This window comes from Streptomyces xanthochromogenes, from assembly GCF_014650455.1.
Lineage (GTDB): Bacteria > Actinomycetota > Actinomycetes > Streptomycetales > Streptomycetaceae > Streptomyces > Streptomyces xanthochromogenes.
Genome location: NZ_BMUZ01000004.1, coordinates 532,524 through 550,614, shown reverse-complemented (window position 1 = coordinate 550,614; position 18,091 = coordinate 532,524). Strand labels below are relative to the sequence as shown.

Annotated in this window: 18 protein-coding genes; 8 read left to right on the top strand and 10 right to left on the bottom strand. The window is 71.8% G+C overall.

What is annotated here, in order from left to right; all coding sequences use genetic code 11:
• Window positions 1–229: 229 nt before the first annotated feature.
• A complete protein-coding gene (locus IE267_RS13495; protein WP_167162295.1) occupies window positions 230–934 on the bottom strand; it encodes a DUF2470 domain-containing protein in 705 nt (234 codons plus the stop codon).
• A gap of 343 nt (window positions 935–1,277) precedes the next feature.
• Between IE267_RS13495 and IE267_RS13490 the strand changes: the two genes are divergently transcribed.
• Both IE267_RS13490 and IE267_RS13485 read left to right on the top strand, forming a co-directional pair.
• Window positions 1,278–1,514: a DUF397 domain-containing protein gene (locus tag IE267_RS13490; RefSeq protein ID WP_161255460.1), complete on the top strand. Its 237-nt coding sequence runs from the start codon at window positions 1,278–1,280 to the stop codon at window positions 1,512–1,514.
• Window positions 1,515–1,603: 89 nt separating this feature from the next.
• Window positions 1,604–2,551, top strand: coding sequence for a helix-turn-helix domain-containing protein (locus IE267_RS13485; protein WP_189763350.1), 948 nt, complete (start codon window positions 1,604–1,606; stop codon window positions 2,549–2,551).
• Here the strand turns inward: IE267_RS13485 and IE267_RS13480 are convergent.
• The 5 genes from IE267_RS13480 to IE267_RS13460 all read right to left on the bottom strand — a co-directional run bounded on the left by IE267_RS13480 (window position 2,548) and on the right by IE267_RS13460 (window position 7,936).
• A complete protein-coding gene (locus IE267_RS13480; RefSeq protein WP_189763349.1) occupies window positions 2,548–3,417 on the bottom strand; it encodes an SAM-dependent methyltransferase in 870 nt (289 codons plus the stop codon). The genes IE267_RS13485 and IE267_RS13480 overlap by 4 nt on opposite strands.
• A 78-nt stretch (window positions 3,418–3,495) precedes the next feature.
• Window positions 3,496–3,753, bottom strand: coding sequence for a hypothetical protein (locus tag IE267_RS13475; RefSeq protein ID WP_167162288.1), 258 nt, complete (start codon window positions 3,751–3,753; stop codon window positions 3,496–3,498).
• A gap of 366 nt (window positions 3,754–4,119) precedes the next feature.
• The gene (locus IE267_RS13470) at window positions 4,120–5,001 is read right to left on the bottom strand and encodes a geranyl diphosphate 2-C-methyltransferase (RefSeq protein ID WP_161255473.1); all 882 of its coding nucleotides are present in this window, start codon (window positions 4,999–5,001) and stop codon (window positions 4,120–4,122) included.
• Window positions 5,002–5,018: 17 nt separating this feature from the next.
• Window positions 5,019–6,419, bottom strand: a complete 1,401-nt coding sequence (locus IE267_RS13465) for a family 2 encapsulin nanocompartment cargo protein terpene cyclase (protein ID WP_189763348.1) — start codon at window positions 6,417–6,419, stop codon at window positions 5,019–5,021.
• 107 nt (window positions 6,420–6,526) lie between these two features.
• The gene (locus IE267_RS13460) at window positions 6,527–7,936 is read right to left on the bottom strand and encodes a family 2B encapsulin nanocompartment shell protein (RefSeq protein ID WP_189763347.1); all 1,410 of its coding nucleotides are present in this window, start codon (window positions 7,934–7,936) and stop codon (window positions 6,527–6,529) included.
• Between the two features lie 620 nt (window positions 7,937–8,556).
• Between IE267_RS13460 and IE267_RS13455 the strand changes: the two genes are divergently transcribed.
• The 6 genes from IE267_RS13455 (at window position 8,557) to IE267_RS13430 (ending at window position 14,017) form a co-directional block, all read left to right on the top strand.
• Complete coding sequence (locus tag IE267_RS13455) at window positions 8,557–9,327, top strand: GntR family transcriptional regulator (protein ID WP_189763346.1); 771 nt, start codon at window positions 8,557–8,559, stop codon at window positions 9,325–9,327.
• 72 nt (window positions 9,328–9,399) lie between these two features.
• The gene (locus tag IE267_RS13450; protein WP_161255889.1) at window positions 9,400–9,627 is read left to right on the top strand and encodes a 4Fe-4S dicluster domain-containing protein; all 228 of its coding nucleotides are present in this window, start codon (window positions 9,400–9,402) and stop codon (window positions 9,625–9,627) included.
• Window positions 9,628–9,641: 14 nt separating this feature from the next.
• Entirely contained in the window at window positions 9,642–11,261 is a 1,620-nt protein-coding gene (locus IE267_RS40130) for a HEAT repeat domain-containing protein (protein WP_189763345.1), read from the top strand.
• Window positions 11,262–11,542: 281 nt separating this feature from the next.
• Entirely contained in the window at window positions 11,543–11,764 is a 222-nt protein-coding gene (locus tag IE267_RS13440) for a CbtB domain-containing protein (RefSeq protein WP_161255878.1), read from the top strand.
• 20 nt (window positions 11,765–11,784) lie between these two features.
• On the top strand, window positions 11,785–12,540 hold the full coding sequence (locus tag IE267_RS13435) for a CbtA family protein (RefSeq protein ID WP_189763344.1): 756 nt from the start codon (window positions 11,785–11,787) through the stop codon (window positions 12,538–12,540).
• A 328-nt stretch (window positions 12,541–12,868) separates the two neighbouring features.
• The gene (locus IE267_RS13430) at window positions 12,869–14,017 is read left to right on the top strand and encodes a hypothetical protein (protein ID WP_189763343.1); all 1,149 of its coding nucleotides are present in this window, start codon (window positions 12,869–12,871) and stop codon (window positions 14,015–14,017) included.
• Window positions 14,018–14,069: 52 nt separating this feature from the next.
• Here IE267_RS13430 and IE267_RS13425 read toward each other — a convergent pair whose 3' ends face one another.
• From IE267_RS13425 to IE267_RS13410, 4 genes are all read right to left on the bottom strand, one after another.
• Window positions 14,070–14,777, bottom strand: coding sequence for a M24 family metallopeptidase (locus IE267_RS13425; RefSeq protein WP_229861101.1), 708 nt, complete (start codon window positions 14,775–14,777; stop codon window positions 14,070–14,072).
• Between the two features lie 40 nt (window positions 14,778–14,817).
• The gene (locus IE267_RS13420) at window positions 14,818–15,594 is read right to left on the bottom strand and encodes a class I SAM-dependent methyltransferase (RefSeq protein ID WP_189763342.1); all 777 of its coding nucleotides are present in this window, start codon (window positions 15,592–15,594) and stop codon (window positions 14,818–14,820) included.
• A gap of 92 nt (window positions 15,595–15,686) precedes the next feature.
• On the bottom strand, window positions 15,687–16,358 hold the full coding sequence (locus IE267_RS13415; RefSeq protein WP_189763341.1) for a pyridoxine/pyridoxamine 5'-phosphate oxidase: 672 nt from the start codon (window positions 16,356–16,358) through the stop codon (window positions 15,687–15,689).
• A gap of 150 nt (window positions 16,359–16,508) precedes the next feature.
• The gene (locus IE267_RS13410; RefSeq protein ID WP_189763340.1) at window positions 16,509–17,660 is read right to left on the bottom strand and encodes a class I SAM-dependent methyltransferase; all 1,152 of its coding nucleotides are present in this window, start codon (window positions 17,658–17,660) and stop codon (window positions 16,509–16,511) included.
• Window positions 17,661–18,091 lie beyond the last annotated feature (431 nt).

The window sequence follows — 18,091 nt, the reverse complement described above, 5'->3', positions numbered from 1 at the left end:
GAGGCATCGGAGGGGCAAGGGGCCTTCGGCCACGAGATCCGCCTCGCACCTTCGACGCGGCCATCAGCACCCTCGGAACGGCGGCGCAGCCGCCCGGCGCCATCACCGTCGACGGGGAAGAGCGGTCGACGGTGAACCCGCCCGCCGGCGCGCCGTGGGCGAAGGCGGCCTGGCAGCACGACGTGAACACGACGGAGGAGGCTTCGGGCCGGCGCGCGCCGACCGGTGCTCAGGCCGGCAGGCGGCTGGAGTGGGAGGACCGGCGGGCCGCGGACAGCAGGGCGTGGATCTGGGGGCCCGCGTGCTCGATGTCCTTGACGGGCCGGGGGAAGGGCAGCCGCACGTCCTGGTGGGTGGCCGGGTACTCCAGGCGCAGGGTCAGACCGTAGCGGTCGAGGGCCACGGGAAGGACGCGGGACAGCGAGCTCTTCACCTGCGGCCGCACGAGCCGGAGCAGCAGCGGAACGAGGTCCTTGTGGCTGTCGACGAGGTGGTTCAGCATGCCCGCCTCGCGGGTGGCCAGCGGGTCGAGCTCCGTCTCCTGGAGCGCGTCCAGGGAAATGTCCGTACGCCCCTGTGCGTCCTCGATCCAGGCCCCGGCGAACTCCATGCAGGTGCTCTCCGTGGAGCCGGGGTCGTAGGGGGCGCTCAGCAGCCCCGCAAGGGTCACGCGGGCGCGCATCCGGTCGCGTACCGGGGTGGGGGCGATGTCGGTGAGCTCCAGGCGGGTGGACAGCGGGCCGGTCCGCCGTGCGTGGCCGAGGTCGCCGGGCTCGTGCAAGTGGATGCGGCCCGCCGCGCCGCCCTCGCCGGCGCAGTAGACCTCGTGCCGGCCCTCGTCGGTCACCACGGTCATCGAATGGGCCGCCGCGAGGATCGACCGTACGCGCTCGGCGGCGGTCGGCGTGGTGGAGCGGACGCGGAAGGGGCGCATGCGGGTTCCTCCTGGGAGGCGGCGTCGATACCCAAGCCCTCTGCTTAGGTATGCCTAACCTAACCCATCCGCGTGGACTCGTCGTCGGCGCCGTGGCGGGAGGGGCACGAGAGGCGCGCGATTGACCCGGCTGCGCAAGTGAAACCCCGTGCGGACAACGGGAATTGCCCACTTTTGAGGGACAGCACGGCTCGTCGCTGCCTCGCTACGATCGGCGGCACCCCCGGGTTCCCTGAAATTTCACCGCCATGGGGTCCGCGCCCGACGGCGGAGGGCACCGGGGCTCGACGCGCGCGGGGCAGGCAACGGCTCGCGCAGTTCAGACGGAGAGAGGCGGTAGCGAATGGCAGGCTATGGCAACGGCGTACGGGCCGACGAGATCGCGAACGCGGTGTGGGTGAAGGCGACCGCGAGCGATGCCTACAACGACTGCGTCGAAATTGCACGGCTTCCCCAGGGGGAGGTGGCACTGCGCAACTCCCGCTTCCCGCAGGGGCCGGCGTTAGTCTTCACCTCCTCCGAACTGGCGGCCTTCCTTGATGGCGCGCGCAAGGGGGAGTTCGACGGAATGGTTGGCTGAAAACCCGTAGAGACGGGTTGTGGCGGCCACCCCGGTTCCTCAGGATGGGCGCGTATCGGCGACGGTCGCCGTGCGCTGGAGGAGTCAGGGTGGCCGCACGCGTTCTCGATCCGGTTCCGGACGAGGAGCCCGGGAAGCCGCGTGCGAGCGCCGCCCCGCCCGCGCGCGTGCTGGGCATCCGGCTGCGCGAGATGCGGCTCGAAGCGGGGCTGCGCGGCCAGGACGTGGTGGCGGCGGGCGCGATCGGCTCGGCCTCCAAGCTCAGCCGGTACGAGACGGCCAACGGCGATGCGAGGCCCGACACCGAGACCGTGACCCGGCTCGCCACGCTCTACGGCTACGACGACCGGGAATCGCTGAGAGCGCTGACCAGCCTCGTGGACGACGCGAACCAGCACCGCTGGTGGACGGACTACCGCGATGTGGTGGACAAGTCACTGCACAACCTGATGGCGGTCGAGAGCGCCGCGAGGGAGATCCGGACCTTCTCCGACTCGCTGGTGCCCGGTCTGCTCCAGACCTCCGACTACGCCCGCGCCATCATGCAGGCCCCCTATCTGGGCAAACCGGACCATCCCACGATCGACCGCCGCTGGGAGGTGCGGCGGCGCCGGCAGCAGATACTCGAATCGCCCGAGGCGCCGGACTTCTCGGCCGTGATCGCCGAAGGGGCGCTGCGCAAGTGGGTGGGCGGTCGCAAGGTGATGCGCGGTCAGCTGCGGCACCTGTTCAACCTCGCGGAGAACCGCGACCGGGTGCACATCCGCATCTTCACCGACCGGGCCTGCGCGCGGGTGTTCCCGCCGACGACCGCGATGACGGTCTTCAAGTTCCGGCCGCGGGAAGAGCCGGACATGGTCTATACGGAGGGGTTGAACAGCGGCGGGACCTGGCTGAGCGAGCTCGCCGACGTCGACCTGCATGCCGCGTCGATGACCGAGCTGATCCAGCACAGCCTCGGCAAGCGGGAGACGCTGGTCCTGTTGGAGCGGCTCATCGCCGGGTTCGCCGACGACGAGGGGCGGGCCGGGGACTAGGGCCGGACGACCTTCCCGACGCCGCCGTACTCGATCCACTCCTGGGTCGCCTGGCGCGGGAAGATGTCGGTGTCCGGGTACCAGGTGGAGACCTCCACGGGTTCCTCGGCCTTCTGCAGGGCGAGGCCGTCGAAGTACCGCCGCACCTCGGCGGTGGACCGCACCCGCCCCCACGTGCCACCGGTGGTCTCGCGCATGAACTCCGTCACCTCGTGCCGGAGTTGAGCATGGTCACTGGCGAGCTGTGAGACGACCAGATGACTGCCGTCGGGCAGCCGGTCGGCCACGTCCTTGACCAGCTGCCAGGGGTCGTCGGCATCGGGGATGCAGTGCAGGACGGACACGAAGAGCGCGGCGACGGGCTCCCCGTCCTCGATCAGGCGGCGCACCTCGGGCCGCCCGAAGTTGCCGTCGACGTCGCGCATGTCGCCTTCGATGACCGCGGTGGTCTTCAGGTCCTCGGCGAGCATGAGCCGCCCGTGCGCGTGCACGAGCGGGTCGTTGTCGATGTAGACGACCTGGGCCCCGGGCTGGGACTCCTGGGCCACCTGGTGGACGTTGGGGCGGGTGGGCAGCCCGGAGCCGTGGTCGATGAAGCGACGGATGCCGCACTCCTGGGCGAGGTAGCGCACCGACCTCACCAGGAACGCCCGGTTGATCAGGGCGAGTTCACGGGTGCTGGGCGCGATCTCCAGTAGCGTGCGGCAGGCTTCCCGGTCCGACGCGTAGTTGTCGGTTCCGTTGATGAGGAAGTCGTACATGCGCGCCACGCTCGGCGTGCTCACATCGATGGAAATGGCTCTCTCCCTGGTCGGGCGCGGCCGTTCGACCGGGCCGCGGCTGGAACCGGTTGACAGGAGAGCCATGCTAGGCCCCAACTGATGTGCTGTGGAGCCCAGTTGGGGGTGCGTGTGGACGGCCCCGGCGATTCTCGGCCGGTCCGACTACAGCCGGGTGACGCGGAGGTAGATGACCACGGTCCGGTCCGCCCATGCCATCGGCGCGGCCATCACCAGCGCCTCCGGAGGCAGCCCCATCCACACCACGCCCGCCACCGTGGCGGTCACCAGCACCGAGGCCCAGCGGGCCGTGACGGCGAGTATGCCGACCACCGCGGTCTGGGCGATCACCTGCAGTGGAAGGGCGGTGTCGGGCCGCTCCGGGAGCAGCAGGACGAGCTTCCGGTAGACGCGTTCGAGCACGACGTTCTCCTCGGGGTGGTTCGGTGGTCGTTGCCGCCCGAACACAACCACCGGTCGGGCCGGGCTCGCCAACGCGGGAAAACCCTGAAAGCCCGGCGGGAACTCCACCCGGGCTCCTCGCCCCACCGCCCGCCACCTCCGCTTCACCGGGCTGTGTGCGCCGGCGCACCAAGAAGCTTTCACACAAGGGGTGTTGGGGCCGAGCCTCGACTCAACCCGAACGTATGAACATGGGAACGCCGTAACCAATGGCGGCCGAAATTTCACGATGCCCAAGTGGCGGGGGTGTGAACGCGGAAGAGCGACGCCCCGGGTGGGGGCGCCGCTCTCGGGTTGGTCGCTGTCGCTGTCGCTGTTGCGAAGGGGTCAGACCCGGTCCGCCGCGATGAGGACGTACTGGAACGAGCCGTCCCGGTAGGAGTTGATGAACGCCTCCTCGATGCCCGTGACGAGCGAGGACGTGGCCCGCAGCTCCCAGTAGGGCAGGGTGTCGGGGGTGAGGTCGATGACGGCCTGCGGGACCAGGCGGTTGTCGGCCATCGCGCGCAGGTACTCGCGGCGCGAGTGGATGTTGCACTCGAAGTGCGCGTTGATCTGCGAGACCCACTTCGAGGGCTGGCCGTACCGCGGGTTCCAGCAGCCGGTGATGGTCACATAGCGACCGCCCACCCGCAGGATGCGGGAGTGCTCGGCGAACAGGTCGTCGAGATCCACGTACATGCTGGACTCGTTGTTCCACGAGCCCGCGGCCTGGCCGGTCTCGAAGGGCGTGGACAGCATGTTGCAGACCCGGGAGCGGACGTGGTCCTGGATGCCGAGTTCGCGGGCCCGGTTGTTGGCGAAGTCGGCCTGCTTGGCCGACAGGGTGACACCCTCGACCTTGCACCCGAAGCGCTGGTGCGCCATCACCATCGAGCCGCCCCGGCCGCAGCCGGCGTCCACCAGGGTGTCGTCGCGTCCGATCTCACCCAGGTGCCCCAGGAGGACCTCGGCCTGCGCCGACTCCAGCCGGTGCAGCTCGCTGATCAGCTTCTTCTCACTCTCGCTGTCACTCGGGTCGCCGAGCGCGGAGTGGTCGACGTCGCCGATGCCGTAGTGATGGTGGTAGAGACCGTCGACATCGCCGAGACGCAGGTTCACGGGCCTGGCCTCGCCGTCCCAGTAGCGCGCGATGTCGCCCTGGTAGGGCGTAGCCGGGCCGGGGATGAAGAGGGAGGCGTCGGTGGCGGTGAGTTCGGTGCTGGTCACAGATGAGTCCATTCTTCCTACCAGAAGTCGGGCAGGCTGTAGCGATAGGTGTTCGTTTGGTGCCAGTGGTGGTTTCCGTCGACCCAGGCGGCCACGCCGCGCAGGAAGCGCTGCACGTTCGGGAGGGGGCAGTCGGTGGCCAGGGCCTCGGCTGCGGACTCGAAGTCGTGCATGAGGTCGTTGTGGACCTCGACCGACTTCAGATAGGCCTCCCGGTCGGAGAGGTCCTCCCGCTCGGCGATCACGACGGGCAGGTTCAAGTGCCGCCCGGGTGCATCGAGTTCCTTGGTGTACGAGTACAGGTCGTTCACGATGGTCGTCGCGTTGCCGGCGAGCGCGATGACCTTCTGCATGTCGGCCCGCGCGTGCAGGTCCGCCGGCAGTTCGTAGCCACCGACGGTGTCGGTGATGGTGGGACAGGGGCGGAAGTTGTTGAACTGGCGCATCGCCAGGTACTCCCACACCTCGGGAACCCGGTCCTGCTGCGCCCAGGCCGCCTCGGCGAGGTACCCCAGGTGCAGCCGGGCCATGTCGTGCCGGTACCGGTCGGACTGTGAGTCGCTGGCCGCCCGGACGAAGTACTCCATGGCGGAGCGGTATGCCCGCCGGGGCGCGTCCGAGTGCAACGACCGGGCCCACTGGGACTGGTACTCCCCGGTCGTGTACAAGGGGTCGAGGGCGGTGTGGGCGAGCAGCAGCCGCTCGCCGAGGCCGATGGGCGAGCCGCCGTGGTCCTCGCAGTAGCAGTCGTCCACCGCGTTCTCGGCCACCATGAGACGGGTGGCGAGCATCAAGTGGTCGACCGACGGGGCGTCCGGGTGGCAGACGACCATGTAACGGCCCACGGAGAAGCCGTCGAACTCCTCCTCCCAGTCGTCCGGGTACAGCGAAACCTCGTCCAGCGCCCAGGACTTGATCCTGCGGCTGACCTCCTCGACCCGGACCGGATCGGGTTCGGCCACCGGGTGGTAATAGAGGCCCGGAATCGGGGTGCCCTCGACCACCGGCAGCTCTGCCGGTACCGGCGTCTCCTCGCGCAGGGTCAGGCGAAGGCCCGACGTGCCGATTCCGCGGGGGCCGCGCAGGAGCCGGTCCAGGTCGGTGCTCTGCGGCGGCACCTCGACGTCCGGCAGCCCGGCCGCGGGCACGGCGGGGGGAGCGGGGGAGGGTGGGGCCGGTGCCGTCGGGGCCGAGATGGGCGCGGCCGGGACGGGAGGGGCCGGAGCGGTCGGAACGGCGATGGAAGGTACCGGAGCCGGGGCAGGTGCGGTGGACCGGCTGGGCACGCCCGGTGGCGCACCCGTGGCGGCCTTGATGTCACGGGCACGGGCCGCCGCGTCGGCGAGGGTGTAGGCCCCGAAGTGGGCGACGGCCTCGGGCAGACTCGACTGAGGAGGTGTCAGATCGGGAGCGGGCAATCCAGGACTCCTTGGTGCGGTGGGCGGCTGTCCCCGGGCGGTTCGGGCATGCTCGACCGGCCCCGGAGGCAGTGCGGGGTCGCGCGGTGTCGGGCGGGCCGGGCCGGCTAACTGGGCCGGCGGGCGATCTGCACGTTCTCCAGGACGCCGACCGCGTCCGGCACGAGAATGGCGGCCGAGTAGTAGGTGCTGACGAGGTAGGAGGTCATCGCCTTCTCGTCCAGGCCCGTGAAGCGGACCGAGAGCCCCGGTTCGTACTCGTCCGGCAGGCCCGTCTGCCGCAGACCGATGACACCCTGGCTGTCCTCGCCGGTACGCATGATGAGGATGGAGCTGGTCATCTCCGGGGTGATGGGGATCTTGTCGCAGGGCAGGATCGGCACCCCGCGCCAGGCCTGCACCAGGTGACCGTCGAGATCGACCTGGGCGGGGCGCAGGCCGCACGCGTTGAACTCGCGGCCGATCGCGGCGATCGTCCTCGGGTGGGCCAGATAGAACCTGGAGCCGCGGCGCCGACAGAGCAACTCGTCCATGTCGTCCGGGGTCGGCGGGCCGGACCGCGGCTGGATGCGCTGCTTGAAGTCGGCGTTGTGGAGCAGGCCGAACTCCCGGTTGTTGATGAGCTCGTGCTCCTGGCGCTCGCGCAACGCCGCGATCGTGAGCCGGAGTTGCTCCCCGGTCTGGTTCATCGGCCCGTTGTACAGGTCGGCGACCCTGGTGTGCACCCGCAGAACGGTCTGAGCCACCGAGAGCTCGTACTCGCGCGGAGTGGCCTCGTAGTCGACGAAGGCGCTCCGCAGTTCGTGCTCGCCCTTGTGGCCGGCCGACATCGCGATCTCGGCCTCGCCCTTGTGGTTCTGCCGTCGGCGCGGAAGCGTGACGAACCGCTCCACGTGGTCCCGCAGGGCCGGTGCCGAGGAACGAACACTGTCGAAGTCGGCGCGGGAGAGCGTGAGCAGGGTGCCCGAGGTCTCGGCGGTCGCGGTGTGCTCCCAGCGGGCGGTCTCGTCCAGCAGGCCGTGTTCGCCGAAGTGGTCGCCGTCGCCCAGCACGTCGAAGGACAACTCGTCCCCGTACCCGCCGACGGAGGTCTGGCCGATGCGGCCATGGGCGATCAGATACAGCCGGTCCGCCGGGGAGCCCCGCTCGACCAGCGTCTCGCCGGCCGCGAAGTCCCGCTGGACGCAGCGGTCGGCGAGCGCGGTGAGCACCTCCACGTCGTCGAAGCCGCGCAGCAGCGCCAGTTCACCCAGCTGGTGAGGGATCACCCGGACCGTGGCGCCGTCCTGGACGAACTCCACCCGACCGTCGCCGACGGTGTAGGTCAGGCGCCGGTTGACGCGGTAGACCCCGCCCTTGGCCTCGACCCAGGGGAGCATCCGCAGCAGCCAGCGGTCGCTGATCTCCTGCATCTGCGGGGCGGACTTGGTGGTGGTGGCGAGGTTGCGCGCGGCGGCCTTGCCCAGGGACTGCCGTGGCGGCTCCAGTCGAGTGTCCGGGCTCGAGTCAACAGTCATCGGGCGAGCGCTCCTTGGTCGGGTCGGCGACGGGCGTACGGGACGCGCCGGGCAAGAGGAGGGAAAGGGGGTATACGAACGGATTCCGTCCAGAGCCAGAAGGACACTAACGGCCGGTTCGCCCACCGGACCAAGGGAAGCCGGGGACATTAACTCGATACGATGATCGCGCCTTCGTGATGTTTGCCCGGGTACCGATGGGATTCGGTCAGGCTGAACACCGCCTCCGGACCTTCCCTCGGTGCGTGTACGGGGCGTGGGGCCGGGCTCCCCGAGCCGGCCGGGACGCCGTCCACACAGGTGGGCCGCGCTGGGCAGGGGCGGGAGAGCGGCCGGGGCTGTTCCTGCCCCGCACACCGCCGCGGGTCTCCCCGGCAAGGGGGCAGCGGAAACGCGTCATGGTCCGTCCGCGCCTTCGCACAGTTCGAGATTGGGGCCGGGCGGAACGTGAACACATCGGCGCCCTGCCCGCCGCGCTCCGTCCACCCCGTGGGCACCCGGGTGGCGGATCTCGCCCGTCGCCGGGGGAAGCCACAGGTCAACGACATGGTGGTCCGGCGCGAAGTGGCGCAATATTGCGGCAACACCACGGGGACGGCCCGCCCGGTACGTTCCCTGCCATGCCAGCAGAACCCGCTCCCGCCTCGCTTCCGGTCGCCGCCGCGCGCCGTCGGCGACTGCGCGCCGACCAGGCCCGGCAGCTCGCCGACCTGCTGCGCCACCAGATCCTGGCGGGCGGCTTCCCCGGCGGTGTGCTCCCGCTGGAACACGCCGTCGCCGCCGACTACCGCGTCAGCCGCAACACCGTGCGCCAGGCCCTGGAGATGCTGCGCGACGAGCAACTGGTCGAGCGCCAACCCGGCGTCGGCACCGTGGTGGTCTGCGAGAAGAAGTATCCGCACGGCCTGGACCGCCTCCAGGGCCTGGCCGAGACCCTGCACGAGCACGGCAGGGTCACCAACGAGGTGCGCACCGTCGGCCCGGTGCGTGCCCCGAGTCCGGTGGCGCACCGGCTCGGCCTGCCGGAGCAGAGCGATGTGCTGTGCGTCGAGCGGCTGCGCCGGCTGAACGGGCTTCCGCTCTCGCTCGATCTGTCCTACCTGCCGCTGGACGTGGGCGGTGAACTGCTCGGCTGCGACCTGGAGAACACCGACGTGTTCCGCCTCCTCGAATCCCTGACCGGCGGCCCGCTCGGTCACGCCGAGGTCTGCATCGAGGCCGTCAACGCCGACGCCCACTCGGCGGCCGTGCTCCAAGTCCCGCGCGGTGCGGCCGTGTTGATGCTGGAGCGGATGACCCATATGCCCGACGGGCGACCCGTGGAACTGGAGTTCATCCGCTTCCGCGGGGACCGCATCAGCATGAGCGGCGTGCTGCACCGCTCCCTTTGAACCCCGAACCCGCCTTCCCCGAACCCGCCTTCCCTGCGCCTCTTCCCCCGCGCCCCTTTCCTGGAGACCCCCATGCCTCTCGTACCGCAGCGCGCCGATGTGCCGGTGACGATCGACGAGTCGAAGTGCATCGACGGCTGCACGCTCTGCGTCGACATGTGCCCGCTCGACTCCCTCGCGATCCACGCGGACAGCGGCAAGGCGTACATGCACGTGGACGAGTGCTGGTACTGCGGCCCCTGTGCCGCCCGCTGTCCCACCGGCGCGGTCACCGTCAACATGCCCTATCTGCTCCGGTGAAAGGCCCAACCACCATGTTCCGCAGGCGAGTTGCCACGCACCTCGCCCTCGCTCTGGCCCTACCGCTCGCCACCGCCTGCGGGGGTGGGGCCGGCGCCGACGCCGGGGGCGGGGCGAAGACGGTCACCGTCACCGTCGGCTACCAGTCCAAGACCATCAACACCGTCACGGCGGGCACCCTGCTGCGCTCCCTCGGCTACTTCGAGCAGGAACTCACGGCCCTCGGCAAGCGGGACGGCACCACGTACGAGGTGAAGTGGCAGGACTACGCGACCGACGCCCCGATCACCGCCCAGATGGCGGCGGGCAAGATCGACATCGGGTCGATGGGTGACTTCCCGGTCCTGCGGATGCCCGGCGAGATCGGCGGGATGGGCGCGCGCACCCCGCACGAACTGATGCGCTGCGCCGAGGTGTCGTTCATCCGGGACTGCGCCGAGATGGCGGCCCGCGCCTCGCTGGCCCGCACCGAGTCCCGCTGGGGCCTCTACCACGAGCGCCTCGACCACCCCGAGCAGGACGACGCGGGCTGGCTGCACCACCTCGATCTGCGCAAGTCCCCTTCCGGGGCGATGGAGTTCACCGCCCGGCCGGTCGAGCCGTACGTGGTCCCCGTCCCCGAGTTCGCACCCGTCGGCGGGCCCGAGCGGCCGCTCGGACAGGTCGCGCTGATCCCGGTGGCCACGGCGGGCCCCGGCGCCGCCGCCTCCCGTCCGGCGGGTGCCGCGGCTCCGGCCCCCGCGGCTCCCGGGGCGGCATCCGACCCCGCCCTGCTGCGGCTGCTCACGCTGGCCGAGGAGTCCCCCGATCTGGACGCCCTCCGCCCCTACCTCGCCGACCCCGACCCCGCGGTCCGCACGGCCGCCGTCACCGCACTCGGCGAGACCGTGCCGTCCGGCGCGGGGCCCGTACTGGCCGCGCGCCTGCGCGACAACGCGCCCCAGGTGCGCTCCGCCGCCGCGGCCGCCCTGCGCGAACTGGTCGAAGTACTGCCCGCCGAGGCCGAGTTGGGGGCCGCGCTGCGGGCCGCGCTCGACGTGCCCGACCCCGCCGTGCGCACCGCCGCCCTGGAAGTGCTGCGGGCGCTGCGCCTGGGCGGGGCGCCGGTGTACGCGGCCGCGCTCGCGGACGCCGACATCGAGGTCCGCATCCACGCGGTGCGGGGCCTCGTCTCGGTGGACGCGACCGGGGACCTGGCGTCGGCCGCGTTCGACGCCGCCCGCGAGGTGCGGGTCGCGGTAGCCCGAGGCCTCGCGGCCGTACGCACCCCCGAACCGGCACCGCTCCGCCCGCTCCTCGCCGACCTCGACCCGCTGGTCAAGGCGGCCGCGTTCGCCGCGCTCGCGGTGACCGGCTGCCCGCCCGCATACACCGGACCGGCCACGAGCGCGCTCATCGATCCCGCGTGGCAGGTCCGGGCCGGGGCCGCCGCCGCGCTCAGGGCGGCCGAGCCCGCCGAGGCCGTACCGGCGCTGGCCGGTGCCCTGGCGGACGCCAACGCGGACGTGCGCAAGGCGGCCATCCAGGCCCTGCTCGCCCACCGCGCCCACCCGGAGGCGCGCGACGCACTGGCGACCGCGACCGGGGACAGCGACGCCGACGTCCGCGCCTACGCGGCCCGCGCAACCTCCTGACGCGATCCGGGCAGCGACGGCCGAACCGGGCCTTTCCGGAGCCGGGTTCACGCCGGGCGGGAGAGGAAGATCACGCCAGGTGGGACGGTCTTGGCCAGTTCCCGGCCGCGCGGTACCGTCAGTCCGATATCGACGACGCCAGAACGGAAGCCGGTGGAAATCCGGCACGGTCGCGCCACTGTGAACGAGTCGCCCAGGAGAGGCGGATCGGAGTCAGACCCGTAGCCGTCGTCATGTGCACCACCGAGATGGGACGCGAACTCCCAGAGGAGGCCCCTGCCATGGCGCAGCATGTCGCCCAGCCGACTGCCACCACCCCCGCCCTTCCCGCAAAGCTGCCGCTGAGCGCCGTCGCCCCCTGGGCGGCCTTCTTCGGCATCCTGATGCTGGTCCTGCTGTACTTCGTCGGCGCCGAACAGGGCGCCACCTCCGTCGTCAACGGCGCGGGGGTCCACGAGTGGGTCCACGACGCCCGTCACCTGCTCGGCTTCCCCTGCCACTGATCGAGGGACGCCGAACACCCATGAACTCCGCAACGGTCAGAAACCTCCTCGTGCGGGGCATGCTCGCCGGCCTCGGTGCCGGCCTGCTCGCCCTCGTCGTGGCGTACTTCCTCGGTGAGCCCGGCGTCGACAGCGCCATCGGCTTCGAGGAGGCGCACGCCCCGGCCCACGAGCACGAGGTCGAACTCGTCTCGCGCTCCCTGCAGTCCACCGCCGGTCTCGCCACCGGCGTCCTGGTCTACGGGATCGCCTTCGGCGGCATCGCCGCGCTCGCGTTCTGCTTCGCGCTCGGCCGGGTCGGCCGCTTCTCCCCGCGCGCGACGGCCCTGCTCCTGTCGGGAGCGGCGCTGCTCGCCGTGTACGTCGTGCCGTTCCTGAAGTACCCGGCGAACCCGCCGTCGGTCGGCGACCCCGACACCATCGGCAAGCGGACCTCCCTGTACTTCCTGATGATGGTGCTCAGCGTGCTGCTCGCGATCGCCGCGACCATCCTGGGCAAGCGCCTCGCGCCGCGCCTGGGCACCTGGTACGCCACGGTCGTCGCGCTGGCCGTCTTCGCCCTGGTGATCGGCCTCGCGTACGCGTTCCTGCCGGTCATCAACGAGGTGCCGACCGACTTCCCGGCCACCCTGCTGTGGCGGTTCCGGCTCTCCGCACTGGCCATCCAGGCCACTCTGTGGGGCGGACTCGGCCTGATCCTCGGCGAGTTGGCCGAGCGCCTGCTCAACCCGAAGCCGGCGGCCGCTCCCACGGGGGCGGTACCGGCGGCGAACTGAGCCGCACCGCCCGGGTCCTTCGGGACCGCACCGGCGAAACGCGCGCGGGCGCGAGCGACACCGGCACCTACTGAGAGGGCCCCCGGACGGATCCGGGGGCCCTCTCGGTCTCCGGCCCTCTCCCGTCCCGCCGGACCCCGCTCGACGCAGGGATCGCCCCGACCCCCGGACCCCGCTCATGATCGTTCGCGGTGACCGCTAAATGTCGACTCGACCGGTATGTGCAGACAGGCAAAAGACCGGGCCGCGGCCGGGGCGGTGGTGCCGCTTGCATCGAGAGAGCCACGGAGCATACTGGTCGGGCCCCGATCACTCACAGAACGACTCCATGGCCAAGAACAGCACCTCCCCGACCACCGTCCCCGACACCGCGTGGCTGGGGCGCGGGCGCCACCTCGGGCCCGAGCCCGAGCGCGACGTCCGGCGCAACCTGATCGCCCTCAAGGCGGCCGGGGTGCTGGACGACTTCCTGGACCTCGACCCCGTCGAGGCGGCGCGCCCCACCGTCCTGTACCCGCGGGACGAGTCCGCCGACCCCGGCCCGTCGGCCCGCCGCCTCTTCGAGGCCCGCTGGCGGGTGTCCGACGACGTCACCGTGCGCGCACAGCTGACCACGTACGAGCCCGACAGCCGTCGCAAGGGGGACGAGGGCGTCACCTGGGTCCTGGCCGCCGAGGCCGAGCGGGCGTGGGACGCGCACTGGCCGTCGCCCGCGACGATGTTCTGGCCGGACAGCGACCAGATCGACTGGGACCACGACACCGTGGCGAACCTGCGGCTGCGGACCACGAACCACCTGCCGAAGGACGACGACGAGCTGCGTCACCTGCTGCGGGACTGCACCCGGCAGAGTTGGTACATCCATGTCGTGGTGCACGAGGCGATGACGCCGGACGCCCGGGGCCAGCGCCCGATCTCGGCCTTCCTGCCGGCGAGCCTGCGCCACCGGGTGATCGAGCACCGGGGCACGCCGGAGCAGGCGCAGATCGCCGACCACGCGATGAAGCGTGAGCTGAGCGTGCGGATGCCTCGCGGTGGCGGCGTCGTGCTGCCCACGGCGCCGCCGAGCGCGTGGTACGACGCGGACCGCTTCACTGTGCGCACCGTCTTCCTCGACGGCTCGGAACCGACCGAACTCCTGGACAGAATCCGGGAGTTCGCGGCCCTGCCGCAGCCCCTCGCGGCCGACGCCGAGCAGGCGCTGACCCGCCTTCGCCGGGGCTGGCACCTGCTCGACCCGCAGGAGGAGCTGGCCCACGCCCAGGCGATGGCCGCCCAGTACGCGGAGGCACTCGACGCCATGACCCACCAGCGCGACCTCTATCGCGAGGCGGCGGAGGCGGCCCACGCGGCCCTCGCCGAGGCACCCGGCGTGGACGCCCCCAGGCTTCCGGGCCCGAGGCCGGTGAAGGCGGAGGCCTCGCCCCTGAGCGGCCTGACGAAGGCGTTCGGGCGCCTGCGGGGGCCCGGCAAGTAGCCGACGACCGGGCCGGGGCCGCCGCTCGCGCCCCGGCCCGGCCGGCCGCCGCTCACGCCAGGTCGAGCAGGCCCGTGTACGTGCCGCCGAATCCCCGGTGCTCGTCGACCAGGTGGATCTCCAGGACCCAGTGCGCCTGCCGGCCCTCGTCGGTGGTCCTGCGCAGGGGCCGGTCGTTGTCCGGGGAGATCCAGGCCTCGGCCCGTACCGCGTCCGCCCGTGCGGGCGGGGTGGCGTCCGTCAGACGGCCCGCGTGCCATCCGCCCAGCGTCCAGCCCGCCTTGGTGGCCAGGGTCCGGGCCTCGGCGTACAACGCGGCTCCCGTCATGGGGAGTTCGGCGTGGAAGGCCTCGCGGACGGCCGTGAAGACCCTCGGCAGATCGTCCAGGAGCCGGAGCCGGTCGGGGTCCCGCCCGGCAACTGCCGTACGGGCGAAGGCGGTTCCGTAGCCGGCGAACATCGGGCCGAGGTCGGCGATCACCAGGTCGTCCGCCTCGATGACCCGGTCGTCCGTGGGTTCCTGGCCGCCGGGCAGGACGCACTGCGGTCCCGACCGCACCACCGGAAGCGGACGGCGCGGGACCCGGGGTGACATCTCGCGGGCCAACTCCCATATCCGGTAGGCCACTTCGCTCTCCAGCCACCCGGGGGCGATCAGCCCCCGGGCGGTCACCTCGGAGAACAGGGCCCGGGCGGCCCGCTGCCCCTCGACCAGCCCCAGGGCCCGCAACTGCTCGTCCATCCGGTCCGGTACTGCCATGGTGCCGTTCCTCTGCTTCCGCTGCCTCGCGTACGGGTGCTTACGGCACGGCCCGCACGACCACCAGGGAGCCCTCGTAGACCGGCCGGTGGCGCAGCGACCCGAACTCCTCGTCCCACGCCCCGGAGGCCAGATCGCGGCGCAGGTCGGTGTCGAAGCGTTCGCGGGCCAGGTCGTCGACGAAGCTCCAGGCGGAGCAGGCCTGACGGGCTGCCGGGTCGAGGAGCTTCTCGGGGCGCCCGTAGTAGGCCTCGTTGAAGCCGTCCGTGCAGTCCAGCGGGATGGGCACGGCCCGGACGGTGCAGTTGCCGCCCAGGGCGGCGGCCACCTCCTCGACGGCCGGGTAGCGCCGTGCCTCGGTGTCGAGGACCTCGGGCGCGTACCGGTACAGCCAGAAGTCGCGTACCAGGGCGGGATCGCAGGTGAGGACGACCACGGGGCCGCGGGTCACCCGCCGCATCTCGCGCAGCCCGGCCCGGACGTCCGACCACTGGTGCACGCTGAACAGCGTCATCGCCCCGTCGAACTCCCCGTCCGTGAACGGCAGGTTCTCGGCCACGGCGTCTATGGCGCGCACCAGGCGGGCGGGCCGCTGGGCACGCATCGACTCCGAGGGCTCCACCGCCGTCACCGCCTGCGCCGCGTTCTCGTAGGATCCCGAGCCGGCGCCGACGTTGAGGACTGTCCGGGCGGTGCCGAGCGCCTCGGCGATGTGCCGGGCGATCCGCTCGTCGGGGCGGCGGTACGTGGAATACCCGGAGCCGATGGTGCCGTAGTCGACGTCTCCGGCGCTGCCGTCCTCGGTGCGTGTGGTCATGGGTTTGCCTCGCTTCGTGAGCAGGAACCGTGGAAGGGTCCCGCGCGCCCCTCGGTTGTGCCGGGCGGGAGCGGGGGACCGGCAGGGGGGGACTACGACCAGAGCCGGAAGCGTTCCCAGCCCTGCTCGGCCCGCTCGTACCGCAGCCGCGTGTGGACGCGGCTCCTGGCCGCCTGCCAGAACTCCACCTCCGCCGGAGCGAGGGTGTAGAGCGTCCAGGCGGCGTCGACGAGCGCCGGCTCGCTCCGGACCTGGGCGAGGGACTTCTCCAGAGCCTCGTCCCGCTCGGCGGTGTCCGCCAGGTACTGGCTCTGCCGTCCGAGCAGTGACTCGGCGCGGGCGGTCGCCGAGCGGCTCAGGAAGTCGGCCGCGTTGTCCTCGGTGGAGCCGGGCACCACGGCCCCGCGCAGCCTGACCTGCCGCCCGTGCTCGGGCCAGTAGAAGGTGAGCGCGGCTCGCGAACGGACCGCCAGCTGACGCCCCTTGGGGCTGAAGCCGTGCCCGGCGAACTGCCAGCCGCCGGCGTCGACGCCCTTCAGGATCAGGACGCGTGCGTCCGGGTCGCCGGCCTCGTCGACCGTGGACAGGGTCATCGCGTGCGGGTCGCGCAGCCCGTCCCGCACGGCCTCGGAAAGCCAGGACATGAACAAGGTCGTGGGATCGGCCGGTGCCTGCTCGGGCTCGAACTCGGGAAGCGGGCCTGCGAACACCTCGATGTCCCGCAGCCACGCGCGCACGGCAGTGCCGTGATCCCCGTAGTCCATCTGTTGCCTCCTCCGCGGGACACCGTCAGGGTCCATCCTGCATCTACGGCTGAAATTCGACAATTATCTGGCAGATGCTTGGGTGATGGCCCAAATGGCATGGCATGCGCGCCCTGGAATTTGGAGGTAGGGACAAGCGGAGCGGTGTATTTACGTGGCTTGTTCCGTCCGGTCGGGTCGCTTCCCCCTCCAGGGCCGCGTCCCCCCGGTTTGGCTGGCCAGGGTCGCGCGGGCCAGGAAGTGGCCGGAGGCGTCCTCGTACTCGTCCAGGTGCCAGCCCGTCGCCGTCAGGGCGGGTCGCAGATTGTGCTCGGCGAGCAGGTCGGCGGGGTCGAGTGGCCGCCCGTGGCGGGCGGCACGCTCCGCGCGGCCGGAGGGGTGGAACAGCAGGAGCACGCAGTCGCGTGCGGCCACGCGGGCCCACTCGGCGAGGGCGGTGCGGGGATCGGGCAGGTGGTCGAGGAGCCCCGCCGAGAAGATCCCGTGCACACAGCCGCGCGGCACGGGCAGCCGGGTGCAGTCGGCCGTGAGGAGATGCCCGTGGCCGGTACGGCCGTGCCGGGCGGCGGCGAAGAGCATGGCCGGTGTGACGTCGACGCCGATGACCCGGCCGCGCGGCCCGACCAGTTCGCGCAGCGCGGGCATCGCGCGGCCGGTGCCGCACCCGAGGTCCATGGCCGTGGTGCCGGGCCGCAGGCGCATGCGGGTGACGGCGGCGGCGTAGGCGGGGGCCTGGTGGGCGAAGCGGTCCTCCCAGGCGTCCGCACGCCGGGTGAAGAAGGCCCGGGTGACGGTGCGTTCGGCCCGCGCGGCCACCAACTCGGCGAAGCGGCACAGGAGTTGCTCGCACCCTTCGCCGGGCGCGGCATCCTGGGCGCCTGCCGGTCCTCCGGTGGGCCGCACGCCCCACGCGCTGCCGCCGAGACGGAAGGTGTGGGGCGGCGGCTCCGATCCGGCGAAGAGCGCGTCGGTGGCGGTGGCCGCGGTGGCTTCCAGGCCTCCGCCGAGGGCGTCGGTGGCCGCTGCCCGCGCCGCGGACCCGGTCAGCAGCTCGGCACCGGCGCCGAGGGCCAGGACCGGCACCTGCGCGGCGATCGCGGCCCACACCAGGGCCGCCGCCGTGGTGTCGGCGCGATCGGGGGCGTCGAGCAGGATCAGGCCCTCCGCGTCACCGAGGTCGAGGGGCGCGGCGGCCCCCGGTCCGACGCGTACGCGCCGGACGGCGAGGCCGGCCGCGTCGAGCGCGCCGCTCACCGCCGCGGGGGTCTCTGCGGACGCCTGCTGCATGACGACCACGGCCATCGCGCGCTCCTCACATACGAGCCCTTCCGGCCGTACCGGTTGGCATCTATGCAAGGATGTGCCCACCCGATCCGCATATGCCAGACCATCTCTGGTGCTGAGACGTCGTGTCATGCGAAGGACAGGTGCCGGGGGGTCCCGCCGGGGGAAGTCCTAGGAGGCCCCGCACCGAACCGCGAACGGCGTGGGGCCTCCTGCCGGGTGTCCCGCGACGGCGAGAGCCACTCAACCGCCCCGTCCCGGTGCCTCAAGTGAATCAAGGTGCCCAGGAGGCGGGCTACTGGAGCAGGACACAGAAACAAGCCCGTGTGGCCGGGATGTGCACGGTCAATCATCCAAGAGGAGATCTGCGCATACCAGGTAGCATTTGCGAGGCAGAAGGGGGTTTTGATCTTGCTGTTGCCGGTTCGGATGAGGGGTGAGGTGCGTGG